The organism is Pseudomonas paraversuta (assembly GCF_904067025.1).
GTDB classification, from domain to species: domain Bacteria; phylum Pseudomonadota; class Gammaproteobacteria; order Pseudomonadales; family Pseudomonadaceae; genus Aquipseudomonas; species Aquipseudomonas paraversuta.
Window position 1 is genome coordinate 4,144,539 of record NZ_CAJFDA010000001.1, and the last position, 15,462, is coordinate 4,160,000.

The window sequence follows — 15,462 nt, forward strand, 5'->3', positions numbered from 1 at the left end:
CTCCCCCCGTAGCAGCTGACGAGGAACCAGGCTGCGTCCGGCGAGGCCTACAAGAAATGCGCTACAGGGTTAAGCTGGGCGAACCGCGCTCAAATCCATACGCCCGTCTTTCAGCGGCGGGCACCAGTAATAGCCGCCGCTCAATGGCCGGCTATAACGGTAGAGGCCGTCAACGATGCCGTCTTCAAGACCGCTCATACGTCGCAACTGAACTTCGAAGGCATTCAGGGTGCGACTGAAGGAGACAAACATCAGCCCGGACTTGCCGTTTTCAGTCCACGGCATGGAACGGCGCACGGTAAAGGCTTCAGGCGAGAAGCTCTCCTGGGCGGTGCGTTTGACGTGGGCCGAAGCCGGTGCATCTTCAAGCTCTTCGTTGTCGCTCAGGCGACGGCCGATGATGTTGTCCTGCTCGGCCTGGGGCAGCGCGGCAAAACCGTTCAGATCATGCTGCCACTGCTGCACCGCGACAAAACAGCCACCGTCCAGGCCCGGGCCGGCATTGGCCACGATGGCCGCTTCTACCGCCGCTTCGTCCACCGGGTTTTCGGTACCGTCTTCATAACCGGTCAGGTCACGGTCGGAGCCGTAGCGGAAGCCTTCGGTTACTTGCAGCACGTTGAACGCAGACGCCAGCGCGGTCTCGATCTTCTGACTGCGATGCAGCAGTTCGCCGCGGTCATCACCCAGCAACCACAGCCACAGTGCGTGCTGGGTCGACGGGTTTTCAACCATGGCATTGAGTGCCGGGAACACCCGCAAACCTTGAACTTTCGCGCCCAGGGCCATTACCAGAGGCGACCCGAAGCCTGCCACTACACTTTTGCCATCCACCCACTGCGACAGAACGTCGAGCGCTGCCGGCAGTGCTTCTACGGACTTGAGGGCAAAAAACATGTAGCGCCCCTGGGAGGGTACGGGTTTGGCGAGGATGCCAGGCTGGTAAAGACTCATAGAAACTCCTTCAGGAAAGCCGGGAGTTTACCCCTGCGGCAGCGCCTTTTCGCAGATCGGGGGGTTATTTTTGTTAAGGGCTACCCTAGGTGTGCATAGCAATGCTGCTCGCTGGCGATACCCGGGTCGAAGAACACCTCGCCCTTTGTCAATTAAACGGAATTTTTTGATGACCAGAGACTCACTTAGAAACCACAGGGAGGTTTTTTTGAATCATGAATTCGGCAAAGCTTTACGTTATTGAATACACACTGCACGGGGCCCCTAAATCTTTCATCATCCGCCTGGCGCGCATGGATAACGCCGTTGCGTGGCATTGGGCCGGGTGTGATGCGGGGGTGGTACGTATCGGCCGGCCAGGTCGTGAAAACGAGAACAAATCCAGCCGTCTGGAAGTGGAAAAACACGGTGTTGCGGATGTGAAGTGGCGAGCCACCTGAGTCGGCTCTTCGCCAGAGGACTCGCGCAGTGCAGAACTGCGCGAGGTTTGGCTGATTACCCCTTGTCACCACAATGGCAGCCGCTGGAGGTGGCGCACGCCTGGCCTTTGGGGTGATGGTCAGCACAGGCCTGGCAGCAGTAGTGCTTGCCATCGCGCTCAATGCCATTGGCGCCTACCTTGCAATTACAGTTCGGACAGTCACATGTGTGCTCTTTCATCTTGAACTCCAAGTTGTCTGGTCGTCACAAAGCGACAGGCTTGCCGCTTATAGTCAGTGACTGTAGACCCCGAGCGTTGGTTCACCCTTTATCCCATCGGAAATACCTGCGAATTGATTTATTGTGCACGCCAGGCTGAAACCGGCCCTTCAATAATCATAAGAACACTGAGGTATTTTCCATGGCCGCTGAGATTGCAGACAGCCGCTCTGCCCGCTTTGCCCTGCGCTGCTCGAACTGGGCCGAGCGCTGGTTCCCCGACTCCTGGGTATTTGCCGCCGTTGCCGTGATCACGGTGGCGCTGGCCACAATGGCGATGGGTGCCAAACCCACCGACGCCGCCGTGGCATTCGGCGACGGGTTCTGGAGCCTGATCCCGTTCACCATGCAAATGGCCTTCGTCGTGATTGGCGGCTATGTGGTCGCCAGTTCACCGCCCGCCGTGAAACTCATCGACAAGCTGGCAAAGGTCCCGAAAAACGGGCGCCAGGCAGTGTGCTGGGTGGCCCTGATTTCAATGGTTGCATCCTTGCTCAACTGGGGCCTGTCGCTGGTGTTTGGCGGGCTGCTGGTACGTGCACTGGCCCGGCGTACCAACTTGCGCATGGATTATCGCGCCGCCGGTGCCGCCGCCTACCTGGGGCTGGGTGCAGTCTGGGCTCTGGGCCTGTCGTCATCTGCCGCGCAACTACAGGCCAACCCGGCCAGTCTGCCGCCGTCGATCCTGTCGATTACCGGGGTCATCCCGTTCACTGAAACCATCTTTTTGTGGCAGTCCGGCGTATTGCTGGCGGCGCTGGTGGTGGTCTCGCTGATCGTTGCCTACGCAACGGCTCCGGGCCCGGACTCGGCACGTGATGCCGCCGCCTGCGGAATTGACCCGACCTTCAGCACACCCAAATTGCCCCCGCGTACCCGGCCCGGCGAATGGCTGGAGTACAGCCCGCTGCTGACCATTTTGCTGGTACTGCTGGCTGGCGGCTGGCTGTTTCATGAGTTTTCGACCAAACCGGCGATTAGCGCCATTTCGGGGCTCAACACCTATAACTTCCTGTTCCTGATGCTCGGCGCGCTGCTGCACTGGCGCCCCCGCAGCTTTCTCGATGCGGTAGCCCGCGCAGTGCCCACCACCACTGGCGTGATGATCCAGTTCCCGCTGTATGGCTCGATTGCCGCGCTGATGACGGTGGTCAAAGGCACTGACGGACAAACCCTGGCCCATCACATTTCGTCCTTCTTCGTGCAGATCGCCTCCCATGACACCTATGCCCTGTTGATGGGGGTGTATTCGGCGATATTGGGCTTTTTCATTCCGTCAGGCGGCGGCAAATGGATTATCGAAGCGCCCTATGTGATGCAGGTGGCCAATGATCTGGGATACCACCTGGGCTGGGCCGTACAGATTTACAACGCGGCCGAAGCCTTGCCGAACCTGATCAACCCGTTCTATATGCTGCCGCTACTGGGCGTGCTGGGATTGAAAGCACGGGACCTGATTGGTTTTTCATTCGTGCAACTGCTGGTGCATACGCCCCTGGTGCTGTTTCTGCTGTGGGCGTTGGGGACCACGCTGACCTACGTGCCGCCAGTGATGCCGTAACAGCGAAACACTTGCTCGCGATGGCAACCCCGGCGTTCAGGGCTGCCATCGCGAGCAAGTTTGCGGCTACAGGTTGCGGGGGCGTTTCACACCGCCCCCGCCGGGCGCAAGCGGTATTGCGGCGGCAACTGGTCCAACCCGCTGATGGTGGTGTTCAGGCTTTTCCAGCGGCCGTCCTTGATGCCGTAAATGCAGCCGTGGACCGAGAGCTTCTGCCCGCGATGCCAGGCGTTCTGCACAATGTTGGTGTGACCCACGTTGGCCACTTGCTGGATCACATTGAGCTCGCACAAACGGTCGACGCGCTCTTCCTCGGTCGGCAACAGCGCCAGCATTTCGCGGTTCTCGTAATACAGGTCGCGTATCGAACGCAGCCAGCCGTCGATCAGACCCAGCTGCTGGTCCTTCATCGAAGCCCGCACCCCGCCACAGCCATAGTGGCCGGTGACCAGAATGTGTTTGACCTTCAATACATCCACTGCGTACTGGATGACCGACAGACAGTTGAGGTCGGTGTGCAGCACCACATTGGCCACATTGCGGTGTACGAACAAGTCGCCAGGCAGCATGCCGACGATTTCGTTGGCCGGTACCCGCGCATCCGAACAACCAATCCATAGGTATTCCGGCGTTTGCTGGCGGGCCAGTTTGGCAAAGAATTCGGGATCTTCCTGCTTGATCGCATCTGCCCAGCGTTCGTTGTTATCAATCAGGTCTTGTAGTTCGTTCATGCTGTGAAGCCTCAAGAGTTGATGCGCTGCTTTGACAGCCAACCGCTGGTCGGGGTCACGTGGAATCTTCAGGATCGTCTAGAGTCCACCGTAACAGGACTCACATTATGAGGAATTACCATGACTGATTCACGTCGTCCGTTTGGAGCAGAAGAACCCGAGGACATCGACGATATGGAAGACCGCATGGGCTCGGTTGAACCGCTGGACTTTGACGACCCGCAGGATACCCGCGAGTCGCTGGATGATCTGGTGACCGATGAAGAGTACAAGCGCCATATTGGTGACAATCGCCCGCGCAACCGGGAAATCAGCGGAGCGGCACTGCCGGGCAATGGCTCGGACCCGGATGATCTGGATGCGCAGATGCTGATACCCGAGGACGGAGCACGGGATGCCTACGAGGCAATGGAAGAACGGGGTGGCGCAGCAGACTGGGATCTGAGCGTGGTCAAGGAAAGTGAAATCGGTGCAGGCCACGGCCTGGACGAAGCGGAGCTGGCAGATATAGATCCGGTGGGGCGTAAACCTGAATGACTTGATCGCTGGCAAACCAGCTCCCACCCCACCTGCAGGAGCGAGCTGTATGTTGTTAAAAGCTCGCTGGCAAGCCAGCTCCTACCAAGCCAGCTCCTACCAAGCCGGCTCCTACCAAGCCAGCTCCTGCCAAGCCAGCTCCTGCAGGGTGGCGGTGCGGTTCAGTCGACCAGGGTGCAGGCCATCACGACTGCATCTTCACGTCCGCCAACCGCCGGATAGTAGTCACGGCGGCGGCCGATTTCGTTAAAGCCATAACGCTCATACAACTTGAACGCAGCCGTGTTGCTGTCGCGCAGCTCCAGGAAACACTCCCGGGCCTTGTTGGCATAGGCAATGGACATCAGGTGCTCGAGCAACTTGAGTCCCAGGCCACGGCCCTGGCTTTCCGGCTTGACGGTGATGTTCAGCAAATGTGCTTCATCGAGGATGATTTGCACCACCCCGTGGCCCACTTGCTGCTCGCCTTCAAACATCAGCCAGATCTGGTATTTCCCCAGACCGTCGAGAAAAATACCGCGGGTCCAGGGGTGGCTGAAGGCGGCGTATTCAATTTTCAATACGGCTTCAAGGTCCGCCTCGGTCATCGGACGAAAGGTTACAGCGTCACTCATCGTTTTGTTTCCAGCGCGCCATCAGCCGGCGCATGGCTTGCCACACATGCGCTTTGCGTTGTGGCTCATCCATTAAGAGTTCCAGACCCGGCAGCGCCCATGCGCAGCCCAGCCCTTCAATTTCAAGTTCAGTGTTAAACGCTTGCGCGTCTGCCTCACCGGCAAAACGCACCGCTGGCAGCCCCACCAGCCACAAGCAGGCACACTCGGCCTCTTCGAGACGGGCCATGACAAAGCCCTGCACGAATTCCTGCGCGGCTTCCGGCCCCTGGTCGACATTGCCCCGGCGCAACAACGGCCAGCGCACGGGCTCGCCAATGATTTGCGGGCTGTCGGGCAGACCGGCAGCGCGCAACATGTCCTTTAACAATAAATACGCCGGATCACGGCTCTGGAACGCGCTGCCTGTGGGTAACTCCACCAGCACCAGACAACGCCCGGCCCGCAGCAACTGCAAGGCAAAGCGCGGCGGCGGCAGTTGCACCACCTTGGGCGTGACCGGTACCGGTTCGGCTTCAACCACGGGCTTGCTGGCCGCACGCACAGAGATCGAAGGCCGGGGCACTTCGATCTTTGGCCGCTCTGCAGGCGCGCTCGCAGCCGCCACTGCCTTGACCGCAGGCCGCGTAATCACGGGCTCTGCGGGCGGCTCGGGGAGCACCAGCAGCTCGGGCCGCGAAGGCGCGGCAAATGGCAATTCGGTGCGCGGTAACCAGCTGACCACCTGCATGGCAGTCATATACGCGCGGCGGCGGGACTCGTTCAACAAGGGGCGGCCATCTGTGGATAACTAAAGATGGGCAATTCTACCGCCCTTCTGCCCTTCCCGCCCCCCGTTGATGAAAAACGGATGCTCGGCGGGTTGCGCCTCTGATCGTCAAGTGATGACTCGACGGCACGTTGCAGTACAATCGCGAACTTTCATTGCCAATTGACCGGCCCTCCCATGATCGAACCCAAGCGCGTATTACGTGCCCTTGCCGAGCACTGGGCACTCCTTGAGCCTTTGTGTGAACACTTCGACCAAGGCACGTTGAGCCTCAGCGAACTACGTCTGCAATTGGCTATCCATCAAGTGGATAGCACGCCACAGGACATCACCAACGTCCTCGACAGCTGGATCCGGCTGGATATTCTGGTGCCGGTCGCCAAAAGCCCGAACCGCTTTGAGTTAAATGCACAGATCCTCGATTTTCTGGCGTACCTGAGGCGCGAGCACCGCCTTGGCCTGTGCCTGGAGATCGAAGCCTATCTGCGTCATCTGGAGCGTCTGGCGGGGTACATCCAGGATGCGTTCGACATTCGTGACGGTCATGATCTGGCGCGCCAGCTGCGCTTGCTCGATATGCGCGTTCGCGATGTGCTGAAAAAACTCGCCAATGATGAACAGGCCCTGGTCGCGGTAGCCGAGCGGGCCAAGACCAGCGACCGGCAGATCCCGCTGCGCCAGCGTTATGCCGAGGTTCTGGCAACGTGGGACGAATACGTCGAGCCCATGATCCAGCTGGTCAACGCCGACGGTGCTTTCGAGCAAGGCGTGCGCAAGGTTGAAAACGTATTGCTGCGCATGCTCAGCGAGCAACAGCGACTCGGCCATCTGGTGGACGACGACATGTTGCTGCGCACCCATGCGCGGATCCTTGAGATGCAAACCAGCGCCCAGCTGACTTTGCGCCATGCCCGCGAGCTGTTGCTGCCGCTGCGTGAAGAAGCGCGCCGGCACAATGCCGTGACCCGTGGCGCCGCACTGGCGCTGGCAGCCATCCGCCGCAAAGGGCTGGACGCCGTGCCGCAAGCCTCGATGCCGATGTTCACGCGCCCGCAAAGTACCTTTTTGGGCAGCGCCAGTCAGGTGGAGGCCTACGTGTATGCGCTGGCCCGCTTCGAAGCAAAACCGGCACGTTTCCCCAAGGCGCATAAAACCCACCGGGGCGAAACACCCAAAGCGCCGCGTACGGTCAAGGAAATGCTCGATCGTTGCAGCGACGCGCTGCCAATGCCGGACTTGATGAACTGGCTGCTGGCACAGGAGCCAGACGGTGACACCGACGAGTTGCTGTACTGGTTCTCCCGCCTGTCACGGGAAAAACGCTTCGTGCGCGAACGCCTGGAGCGCCGCGATTATCACACCCACGAACATCTGGTCAGCCTGCGTTCCTTCGCCCTGCTTTCTCGCAACGAAGACGCAACCGAGACTACAGCGAGCCCTCTCCATGCATCTTGATCTGTCAGAACTGTCCCAACTTGCGCCGATCTTTCGCGAGTTGTTCAAGGGTTACCACGTCAGCCGTCGTGACCCGGAGCTGTACGCGCAACTGTCAAACTTTCAGGATCAGTACCGCGCCCTGTTCAAGGCACTGGGCTTTGAGCTGGTGTGTGATACCCGCGGCTTTTATTACTTCGTGCCCGACACCGCCACCGCGCAAGTGAACAAGACCGCACAACGCCTGGCACTGTTCACCTTTATCATCGTCGAGCATCTGGCCGATCAGGGTCGCGACCCGATTGCCGTACTCGATGGTGGCAGCCTGGGCCGCGATGAACTGCCTGCGCTGCTGGAGAAATACCGTGATCTGTTTGTACAGGCGGAGGTCACTTCCCACGAAGAGCTGGAAGAAAAGATCATGCGCCGCATGACCCAGCTCGGATTCGCCAGCGAAGAACCCGGGATCTACCGTTTTCTGCCGCCGATGCACCGCTTCCTGGATGTTTGCCTGTCGGTTCAGCAAGACCGCGATCTGGCCGCCAGCCTGCACAGCATTCTGCCGCTGCCCACGCCGGTGTTGATCGACGATGACGCTGAGCCCGAGGAAGAGGACGAAGAAGCCGCACTGGCACGCGCCATTGCCGCCGAGCAACAGGAGATGGATGCATGAGCCAGGAACGCTACGGAATACGCCGTTTTGCCTTGTTGAATACCGCCGGTTACAGCCTGGGCCTTTTCCCGCTTGAGCACCCACTGTCGGTGTACGGTGCCAACAACCTCGGCAAATCAGCTTCGATCAATGCCTTGCAGTTCCCGATTCTGGCGCGCATGTCAGACATGAGCTTCGGCAAGTACAGCCTTGAACAGTCGCGCCGCTTCTACTTTGCGTCCGACACCAGCTACATCCTCGTCGAAGTCTCACTGCCCCATGGCCCCCATGTAATCGGCGTGGTCGGACGTGGCCCGGGTGGCGGCTTCGGTCACCAGTTCTTTGCCTACGCAGGCAAACTGGACCTGGCCCATTATCAGAAAGACGACACCTGCCTGCGGCAGAAGGAGCTGTTCACCAACCTTGAGCGCAATGGTCTCAAGGCCTATGAGCTCAAGCCCGACGAACTGCGCCGTCTGCTGGTGGGCGGGCACACCTCGATTCCGCTGGACCTGACGCTGATCCCGCTGCGTTCCACCAGCGAGCAGAGCATGAAGACGTTCCGCGCCCTGTTTATCAACCTGCTGCACATGCGCGAAATCACTGCGGCCAAGCTCAAGCAACTGTTCCTCGATGCCTTTGAGCACAGCCTGCGTTCGGGCAGCGTCGATTACATTGCCGCCTGTGAAGAAGCCTTCCGCGACGTACGCCGCATGGAGCAGGACTACAATGCGCTGGTGGGCGCCGGGCCTCTGGTGGAAGCGCTGGCCGCCGGTGTTCGCCAGCGTGATCTGCTGCGCGGCAAGCTGCATCGCCTGTCACCGCTCCTGGATTCTCTGCTCGGCACCTGGCAAGACTACGCCGGGGCACGCAAGGAAGAGTTGCTGATTCAATCCGAGCACTACCGCAACGAACAGGATTCGCTGCAAAACGATCAGCGCAGCAGCACCCAGGAACTGATGCGCCTGGAGCGGGAAATCAGCGGTATACAGCGCTGGCTTGGTGAGCTGTCAGTGCTCAAGCACCGCTTTGCCCTGGTTGACGATGTGAAAGTGCTGGAGCAGCAGCTGCTGGCCGCCAAGGATGCCCATGATGAGTTGGCCGGGGCCCTGTCCCAGTCGCGTCAATTCAGCGCCGAGGATCTGGATGAGCGCCTGCGGGATCTGGAAAAACGCCTGAAGTCGGTCAAGCAGCAGCTCGACCACGCCGACAACAACAGCTACGCCCGTCTGCGCGAAGAGTTTTCGCAACAGGATGTAGAGCGCCTGATGCGCCTGTTCAACAGCGCCCTGTTCAGCCTGCCGCTGGGTGAGCACGGCATTGCCCTGGATGACAGCGATGCCTGGGTCAAATCCCTGGAACTGATCCTCGCCGGCTTCAAAGGTGAGCGCTTTGAGGCGCCAGGGCTTAGCATCGATCTTGGCCATATCGAGCCGCCGGCCCTGCAGGCACTGGCGGACCGCGCGGCATTGCGCGAGCACAAAGAGCGTCTGGAAAAAGAACTCAAACAACTGAAAACCCAGCAGGCCGTGACCTCTGACCGGGCGGCGAGCAAGAGCGAAGCTGAGTCACTGTATCAACAGGTGCTGGACGCACAAAAGGCGCTGGAAGACTTCCGCCGCAGTCAGACGTTGAGTGCCGAGGAAGGCGAAAAGCTTGAGCAACTGGCCCAGGCCGAAGGTGCGCAAGACGAACTGAAACGCTCCAGCGATGCGTTCACCGAACGGGTGCAACAACTGTCGGCCAAGCTGCAGCTGGTGGGCCGCCAGATCGGTGACATGGAAGCCAAGCAGCGCACCCTGGATGACAGCCTGCGCCGTCGTCAGTTACTGCCTGCCGACCTGCCGTTCGGCACGCCGTTCATGGACCCGGTCGACGACTCGATGGACAACCTGTTGCCGCTGCTCAATGACTATCAGGACAGCTGGCAAAGTCTGCTGCGCAGCGACGGGCAGATCGAAGCCTTATATGCCCAGGTGCGGTTGAAGGGAGTGGCCAAGTTCGACAGCGAAGACGACATGGAGCGCCGCCTGCAACTGCTGATCAACGCTTATGCCCACCGCACCGAAGAAGCCCTGACCCTGGGCAAGGCCCGTCGTGCAGCCGTGACTGACATCGCCCGCACCCTGCGCAATATTCGCAGTGACTACGACAGCCTTGAACACCAGCTGGCGTTGTTCAACCGCGAGATCAACAAGCGTCAGGTCTCCAACCTGCAAAGCTTCCGTATCGTGCTGGCACCGAACAAGGAAGCGCTCAAGCATATCGATCAGATTATCCACAGCGCCGGTCAGTACGAAGAAGGCGAAACCCTGTCGGTGTTCGACCTCAGCCAGAGCGCCGAGCAGGACAACAAGAACGAAGAGGCCAAGGAGTATCTGGCGCGACTGGTAGCGGCAAACCATAACCAGTTGGGGCTCAAGGATTTGTTTGAGCTGGCGTTCGAGATCACCAAGGTCAATGGCCAGCCGGTGATCCATACCGATATCGACGGTGCTGCGTCCAACGGTACGACCATGACCATCAAGGCGCTGACCAACATGTATCTGTTGCTGCACTTGATGGACCGCGATCAGGCCGGGCGCATTCGACTGCCGTACTACCTCGACGAAGCGGCCGACATCGACGAGAAGAACCAGACCGCGCTGCTGGAAACCAGTCTGCAGCTGGGGTTTGTGCCTATCCTGGCCAGTGTCAAGCCGCAGGTCTGTGCCCACGTAGCCATCGACCTTGAAGGCGGCAGCGGCCCGAACGGGATTTACATCGACGAGGATGACTGGAAGTACATTCGTCGCCATGACGAAGTGCAACCGGTCGCTGGCGTACCGGTTCAACAGCCGGAGCTGGATGAGGTCTGAGACCTGAAATGCGCTGCAAACCAAAAGACCGCGATCATTGATCGCGGTCTTTTGGTAAGCGGGTGCAGCTGAAGGCTATTTAGCCAACGGGATTTTCGGTGCCCATTGCAGCCACTCTTCCTCGAACTTGTCGAACAAGGGGAAGGTTTGCTCCGGGCGGGCCTGATTACCCATCTTGCCGTCATCCGGGGTAGCGAATGCGATACCGCCCTGGACCAGGGTCTCCAGGGACTCGGTACGGATTGTGGCGCCTTTGAACAGACCAAAATCGACACCAAAGCCGCTGCTGTTCCAGAAGCGGCTGCCAGTGCGAACCAATGGCGCGTAACGCGGCTCGATCAGGATATGCACCAGTACACGGTCAGCGGTATTGCCCAGCTCGTATCCAGTGACCTTGCCCACCGTAACTTCACGGTAGGTCACGGGTACCCCTTCCTTGAGCGAACCACGGCGTGCCGCACTCAACACCAGGCTTAACCCGGCTTGCGAGACGGCAGCCTCCGGGGCTTGATCCAGAGCGACAAAGCTGGTCTGCGGCCCCAGTTGCCGGGCAGCAGGCTGCACTTCTATGTACTGACCGGTGACCAGGGTTTCCAGGTTGGCGGTTTTCATCAATCCAAGCTCGGGTTTGACGACCCAGAATTGACTGCCCACCCGTGCTATCCGCCCCGGCACTTCGGTGATACGGGCCTGGAGCATGACCGACTGCAGGTCGTCACTGAGGTCGATGCTTTCGATCTTGCCTACATCCAGACCTTTGAAACGAATCGGCGTACCGCTGCGCAGCCCGTCGGCACGTGCCACTTTGATTGTTACAGCGACACCTTGCTGCATCGCCGCGTCGCGGTCGGTATACAGGCGGAAACGAGGGATGCGTTTTTGCAGGGGCGCCGTGGCTTCCGGTGTTTCGAATGCAATCCCGCCGGCCATCAGGCTTTGCAGGGACTCACTCTTGACCTGAATCCCCCCGGTCAATCCGCCAGTGAGCGTGATGCCGCTGGCATTCCAGAAACGGGTCGAGGCGTTCACCAGGTTTTCGTATTCTTTCTCGATGTGGACACCAATGACCAACTGCTTCTTGGTTCGGGAGAACTGATAGCTCTGGACCGATCCAACCTTGACCTGCTTGTAGAGAATCGGGCTACCGACATCCAGTGATCCCAGATTATCGGTGAAGAGCACCATGTGCAGACCCGGTGAGCGCAGATCCAGCGGTGGTGCTTTGGGCCGCGCAATGAATTCGCGTTCCGGTGTGCTGCCTTTGTCTCCCGGGCGAATGGCGATGTAGTTGCCTTTCACCAGAGCTTCCAGCCCCGTAATCCCGGCCAGCGAAATAGAAGGTTTTACCACCCAGAACTGGGTGCCCTGCACCAGGTAATCTTCCGCCAGCGGATCAAGGGCCAGTTCGGCACTGGCACTGGTGAGGTCCGGGTCAACTTTCAAGGCCTTGAGGCTACCGACCTGAATACCTTTGTACATGACCGGTGTACGGCCTGCCTGCAGGCCTTCGAAGTCACTGAGTTTGACTTTGACCTTGATCCCCGCCTGCGCGGCATCAAAGTCCTCATACAGCCGGAACGGCAGATTTGTGTCTGTTGGCGGGCTGTCTTTACGGTTCTCCGGCGTCGCGAAGGCTATGCCTCCGGCAACAATGCTGGCCAGAGACTCACTGCGCACTTTCACCCCTGAAAGGTTGGCGTCGATACTGATGCCGCTGGCGTTCCAGAAACGTGTGTGTTTGCGCACCAGGTTGGCGTAAGTCGGCTCGATAAAGACTTTGATCTCGACCGTACTTTGATCTTCAGAGAGCACGTAGCTTTTGATCTGACCAACCTGAATCTGTTTGTAAAACACCGGACTGCCCCGGTTCAACGAGCCCAGGCGGTCTGCCTTGAGCGTCAGGTGCAGTCCTGGCTTGGCGTCAGACAGAGGCGGCTCTTGTGACAAGGCTTTGAATTTGCGCGTTGACTCGCCATCTGCCGGGCTGACGGCGATGTAATTGCCGGATACCAGTGTTTCCAGGCCGGTAATACCCGCCAGAGAGACGCTGGGTTTGACCAGCCAGAATCGGGTGTTGGTTCTCAGGTACTGCTCGACGTCTTTATCCATCTCGACTGTGGCAATGACACCGTTGCTCGGGCCAGCTTCGTCCAGAGCCAGGGTTTTGACCTTGCCCACGGGCATGCCTTTGTAGACCACTTCAGTCTTGTTGGCGACGATGCCTTCGCCACTTTCGAAACGCACCTGAATGTCGATTCCGGTCTGGGTATAGGCACGCCATCCCAGCCAGCCACCGATGATCAGGGCAATGAGCGGGAGAATCCAGATCGCCGACCAGTTGGAAGCCGGGCGGGTTTTAGCGGTAGGCAAGTCACTCATGGTCGTCGTCCGACTCCGTGTTATCCCAAATCAGTCGGGGATCAAAAGTTACAGCGGCTAGCATTGTTAATACCACCACACTGGCAAAAGCCACCGCACCAAGATTGGCCTCGATGCTGGCTATACGTCCAAAATTCACCACCGCCACCAGAATGGCGATGACAAAAATATCCAGCATTGACCAGCGGCCAATGAATTCGATAAAGCGGTACATGATGATCCGTTGCCGGGCTGACAGCGGCTGACGGCGTTGCACTGAAAACAACAGCAAGGCGATGCCGACGAGCTTGAAGGTTGGCACCAGAATACTGGCCACAAATACCACGGCCGCAATCGGGATCATGCCGTGCTGCACCAGCTCAATGACACCCGCCATGATGGTACTCGGGGAACCCTGGCCCAAAGAGTTGACGGTCATGATGGGCAGCAGGTTGGCCGGAATGTAGAGAATGGCCGAGGTTAACAGCAATGCCCAGGTACGCATAAGGCTGTCGGGACGACGCGCATGTACCAGAGCGCCACATCGGGTACAGCTTTGCTCGTCGGTCTCGGGGTCTTGTCTGTTCAGCTCGTGACACTCGCCACAGATCAAGATACCTGCATCAATCGCCCGCATGGACATCCTCCCCGGATAATGCCTGCCAGATCTGGTGCGGCGACATCACAACTTCCAGCCAGACCTGTACCAGCAATAAGCTGACAAAACAGGTTAAACCAAGACCGAGGCTCAACTCTGCAAGGTCGGACAATTTCACAATCGCCACCAGTACTCCCATCAGGTACACCTCAAGCATGCCCCAATCACGTAAGTGGTGATAAATACGGTAAATGAGCAGCCCGTAGCTACGGCCTATGTTCCAGCGAATGCTGAGTAACACGACGAGCTGGCATAGCAGCTTGAGCAGCGGAATCCCCATGCTGCACAGGAAGACTACAACGGCGATCCCCTGCATGCCGGTATTGAACAGGCCAAGCACACCGCTCCAGACCGTGTCTTGCGACGCCTGGCCCAATAGATTGAGTTGCATGATGGGCAAAAAGTTCGCGGGCACGTAGAGCAGCAAAGCGGCGATCACCAGCGCGAGGCTGCGTTCGACGACTTTGTGCCGATGAGCATAGAGCTCATACCCACAGCGCGGACATTGGGCTTTTTCGCCGAGAGCGAGATGTGGCCTGCGCATCAACAGATCGCACTCGTGGCAGGCCACTAACTCGTCCAGCGGTAGATCTGACACCCTTTGGGGGTCAACCGGATCTGGCATATAGGGAGTCTCGGGCTCAGAAAATGACTGCGCCTATTCTAGTGCGCGGACTACAAAATAACTGTGCATATTTGTAGGACTTGAGCTGCAGGTGAATCTGGGCACGCAGTGCCCGAGTTGCAGCTTGTTGCGGCCAGGCATGTTGCAACTTTTCTCGGCACAAAAACAAACCCCCTGTCTGCGTGAGCAGACAGGGGGTTTGGAATTTAATCTTGACGATGACCTACTCTCACATGGGGAAACCCCACACTACCATCGGCGATGCATCGTTTCACTTCTGAGTTCGGGATGGGATCAGGTGGTTCCAATGCTCTATGGTCGTCAAGAAATTCGGTAGCCAGCGCGTTTACCTTGCGGTTAACGTTCCAGCGAATGGGTATGTAATAGATTTGTGTGTTATGCAAACTTTCGGTTTGTATCGTCTTCACACACCGCAACTTGTCTGTTCTTGTCACCAAGAACACAAATTGCTTGGGTGTTATATGGTCAAGCCTCACGGGCAATTAGTATTGGTTAGCTCAACGCCTCACAGCGCTTACACACCCAACCTATCAACGTCGTAGTCTTCGACGGCCCTTTAGGGAACTCAAGGTTCCAGTGAGATCTCATCTTGAGGCAAGTTTCCCGCTTAGATGCTTTCAGCGGTTATCTTTCCCGAACATAGCTACCCGGCAATGCCACTGGCGTGACAACCGGAACACCAGAGGTTCGTCCACTCCGGTCCTCTCGTACTAGGAGCAGCCCCTCTCAAATCTCAAACGTCCACGGCAGATAGGGACCGAACTGTCTCACGACGTTCTAAACCCAGCTCGCGTACCACTTTAAATGGCGAACAGCCATACCCTTGGGACCGGCTTCAGCCCCAGGATGTGATGAGCCGACATCGAGGTGCCAAACACCGCCGTCGATATGAACTCTTGGGCGGTATCAGCCTGTTATCCCCGGAGTACCTTTTATCCGTTGAGCGATGGCCCTTCCATACAGAACCACCGGATCACTAAGACCTACTTTC

Annotated in this window: 14 protein-coding genes and 2 rRNA genes (1 of these 16 cut by a window edge); 6 read left to right on the forward strand and 10 right to left on the reverse strand. The window is 58.5% G+C overall.

Going from position 1 to position 15,462, the window contains the following annotated elements:
• Positions 1-69: 69 nt before the first annotated feature.
• Complete coding sequence (locus JQ848_RS18905; RefSeq protein WP_161717904.1) at positions 70-954, reverse strand: Dyp-type peroxidase; 885 nt, start codon at positions 952-954, stop codon at positions 70-72.
• A 215-nt stretch (positions 955-1,169) separates the two neighbouring features.
• Between JQ848_RS18905 and JQ848_RS18910 the strand changes: the two genes are divergently transcribed.
• Positions 1,170-1,394, forward strand: coding sequence for a DUF6555 family protein (locus JQ848_RS18910; protein WP_003439751.1), 225 nt, complete (start codon positions 1,170-1,172; stop codon positions 1,392-1,394).
• A 55-nt stretch (positions 1,395-1,449) separates the two neighbouring features.
• On the opposite strand, the gene JQ848_RS18915 is transcribed toward JQ848_RS18910, so the two are convergent.
• On the reverse strand, positions 1,450-1,614 hold the full coding sequence (locus tag JQ848_RS18915) for a metallothionein (RefSeq protein WP_081481326.1): 165 nt from the start codon (positions 1,612-1,614) through the stop codon (positions 1,450-1,452).
• A 181-nt stretch (positions 1,615-1,795) separates the two neighbouring features.
• Between JQ848_RS18915 and JQ848_RS18920 the strand changes: the two genes are divergently transcribed.
• On the forward strand, positions 1,796-3,214 hold the full coding sequence (locus tag JQ848_RS18920; protein WP_003439750.1) for a short-chain fatty acid transporter: 1,419 nt from the start codon (positions 1,796-1,798) through the stop codon (positions 3,212-3,214).
• A gap of 86 nt (positions 3,215-3,300) precedes the next feature.
• Here JQ848_RS18920 and can read toward each other — a convergent pair whose 3' ends face one another.
• Positions 3,301-3,945, reverse strand: coding sequence for a carbonate dehydratase (gene can / locus JQ848_RS18925; RefSeq protein WP_003439749.1), 645 nt, complete (start codon positions 3,943-3,945; stop codon positions 3,301-3,303).
• Positions 3,946-4,065: 120 nt separating this feature from the next.
• On the opposite strand from can, the gene JQ848_RS18930 reads away from it, so the two are divergent.
• Positions 4,066-4,482 (forward strand): hypothetical protein, encoded by a 417-nt coding sequence (locus tag JQ848_RS18930; protein WP_003439748.1) that lies wholly within the window; start codon positions 4,066-4,068, stop codon positions 4,480-4,482.
• A gap of 161 nt (positions 4,483-4,643) precedes the next feature.
• Here the strand turns inward: JQ848_RS18930 and rimI are convergent, their stop codons facing one another.
• Positions 4,644-5,096, reverse strand: a complete 453-nt coding sequence (gene rimI / locus JQ848_RS18935) for a ribosomal protein S18-alanine N-acetyltransferase (RefSeq protein WP_003439747.1) — start codon at positions 5,094-5,096, stop codon at positions 4,644-4,646.
• Entirely contained in the window at positions 5,089-5,865 is a 777-nt protein-coding gene (locus JQ848_RS18940; protein ID WP_202211026.1) for an energy transducer TonB, read from the reverse strand. The genes rimI and JQ848_RS18940 overlap by 8 nt, the downstream gene beginning before the upstream one ends.
• A 177-nt stretch (positions 5,866-6,042) precedes the next feature.
• Here JQ848_RS18940 and mksB point away from each other — a divergent pair, with 177 nt between their 5' ends.
• Genes mksB through mksF form a run of 3 tightly spaced genes read left to right on the forward strand, consistent with a single transcriptional unit; the run spans position 6,043 to position 10,809 of the window.
• Positions 6,043-7,320: an Mks condensin complex protein MksB gene (mksB, locus tag JQ848_RS18945; protein WP_161717902.1), complete on the forward strand. Its 1,278-nt coding sequence runs from the start codon at positions 6,043-6,045 to the stop codon at positions 7,318-7,320.
• Positions 7,310-7,972 carry an Mks condensin complex protein MksE gene (gene mksE / locus JQ848_RS18950; protein WP_127196083.1) on the forward strand — a complete coding sequence of 221 codons (663 nt, stop codon included), beginning with the start codon at positions 7,310-7,312 and terminating at the stop codon, positions 7,970-7,972. The genes mksB and mksE overlap by 11 nt, the downstream gene beginning before the upstream one ends.
• On the forward strand, positions 7,969-10,809 hold the full coding sequence (mksF, locus tag JQ848_RS18955; protein ID WP_160628426.1) for an Mks condensin complex protein MksF: 2,841 nt from the start codon (positions 7,969-7,971) through the stop codon (positions 10,807-10,809). Before mksE ends, mksF begins: the two co-directional genes overlap by 4 nt.
• A 75-nt stretch (positions 10,810-10,884) precedes the next feature.
• Here mksF and JQ848_RS18960 read toward each other — a convergent pair whose 3' ends face one another.
• The 5 genes from JQ848_RS18960 to JQ848_RS18980 form a co-directional block, all read right to left on the reverse strand.
• Positions 10,885-13,188 (reverse strand): PqiB family protein, encoded by a 2,304-nt coding sequence (locus JQ848_RS18960; RefSeq protein ID WP_003439740.1) that lies wholly within the window; start codon positions 13,186-13,188, stop codon positions 10,885-10,887.
• Positions 13,181-13,804 carry a paraquat-inducible protein A gene (locus JQ848_RS18965; protein WP_003439738.1) on the reverse strand — a complete coding sequence of 208 codons (624 nt, stop codon included), beginning with the start codon at positions 13,802-13,804 and terminating at the stop codon, positions 13,181-13,183. Before JQ848_RS18965 ends, JQ848_RS18960 begins: the two co-directional genes overlap by 8 nt.
• On the reverse strand, positions 13,791-14,450 hold the full coding sequence (locus JQ848_RS18970; protein ID WP_003439736.1) for a paraquat-inducible protein A: 660 nt from the start codon (positions 14,448-14,450) through the stop codon (positions 13,791-13,793). The genes JQ848_RS18965 and JQ848_RS18970 overlap by 14 nt, the downstream gene beginning before the upstream one ends.
• 210 nt (positions 14,451-14,660) lie before the next feature.
• A 5S ribosomal RNA gene (gene rrf / locus JQ848_RS18975) occupies positions 14,661-14,776 on the reverse strand.
• A gap of 156 nt (positions 14,777-14,932) precedes the next feature.
• Positions 14,933-15,462, reverse strand: a 23S ribosomal RNA gene (locus tag JQ848_RS18980) (it continues 2,364 nt past the right edge of the window).

What these genes read in the sequence shown, in the direction of transcription:
- mksE (WP_127196083.1), top strand. Translation starts at nt 7,310, where the DNA reads ATGCATCTTGATCTGTCAGAACTGTCCCAACTTGCGCCGATCTTTCGC.
- JQ848_RS18910 (WP_003439751.1), top strand. Translation starts at nt 1,170, where the DNA reads ATGAATTCGGCAAAGCTTTACGTTATTGAATACACACTGCACGGGGCC.
- mksB (WP_161717902.1), top strand. Translation starts at nt 6,043, where the DNA reads ATGATCGAACCCAAGCGCGTATTACGTGCCCTTGCCGAGCACTGGGCA.
- JQ848_RS18915 (WP_081481326.1), bottom strand. Translation starts at nt 1,614, where the DNA reads ATGAAAGAGCACACATGTGACTGTCCGAACTGTAATTGCAAGGTAGGC.
- JQ848_RS18920 (WP_003439750.1), top strand. Translation starts at nt 1,796, where the DNA reads ATGGCCGCTGAGATTGCAGACAGCCGCTCTGCCCGCTTTGCCCTGCGC.
- JQ848_RS18970 (WP_003439736.1), bottom strand. Translation starts at nt 14,450, where the DNA reads ATGCCAGATCCGGTTGACCCCCAAAGGGTGTCAGATCTACCGCTGGAC.
- rimI (WP_003439747.1), bottom strand. Translation starts at nt 5,096, where the DNA reads ATGAGTGACGCTGTAACCTTTCGTCCGATGACCGAGGCGGACCTTGAA.
- JQ848_RS18930 (WP_003439748.1), top strand. Translation starts at nt 4,066, where the DNA reads ATGACTGATTCACGTCGTCCGTTTGGAGCAGAAGAACCCGAGGACATC.
- JQ848_RS18960 (WP_003439740.1), bottom strand. Translation starts at nt 13,188, where the DNA reads ATGAGTGACTTGCCTACCGCTAAAACCCGCCCGGCTTCCAACTGGTCG.
- mksF (WP_160628426.1), top strand. Translation starts at nt 7,969, where the DNA reads ATGAGCCAGGAACGCTACGGAATACGCCGTTTTGCCTTGTTGAATACC.
- can (WP_003439749.1), bottom strand. Translation starts at nt 3,945, where the DNA reads ATGAACGAACTACAAGACCTGATTGATAACAACGAACGCTGGGCAGAT.
- JQ848_RS18965 (WP_003439738.1), bottom strand. Translation starts at nt 13,804, where the DNA reads ATGCGGGCGATTGATGCAGGTATCTTGATCTGTGGCGAGTGTCACGAG.
- JQ848_RS18905 (WP_161717904.1), bottom strand. Translation starts at nt 954, where the DNA reads ATGAGTCTTTACCAGCCTGGCATCCTCGCCAAACCCGTACCCTCCCAG.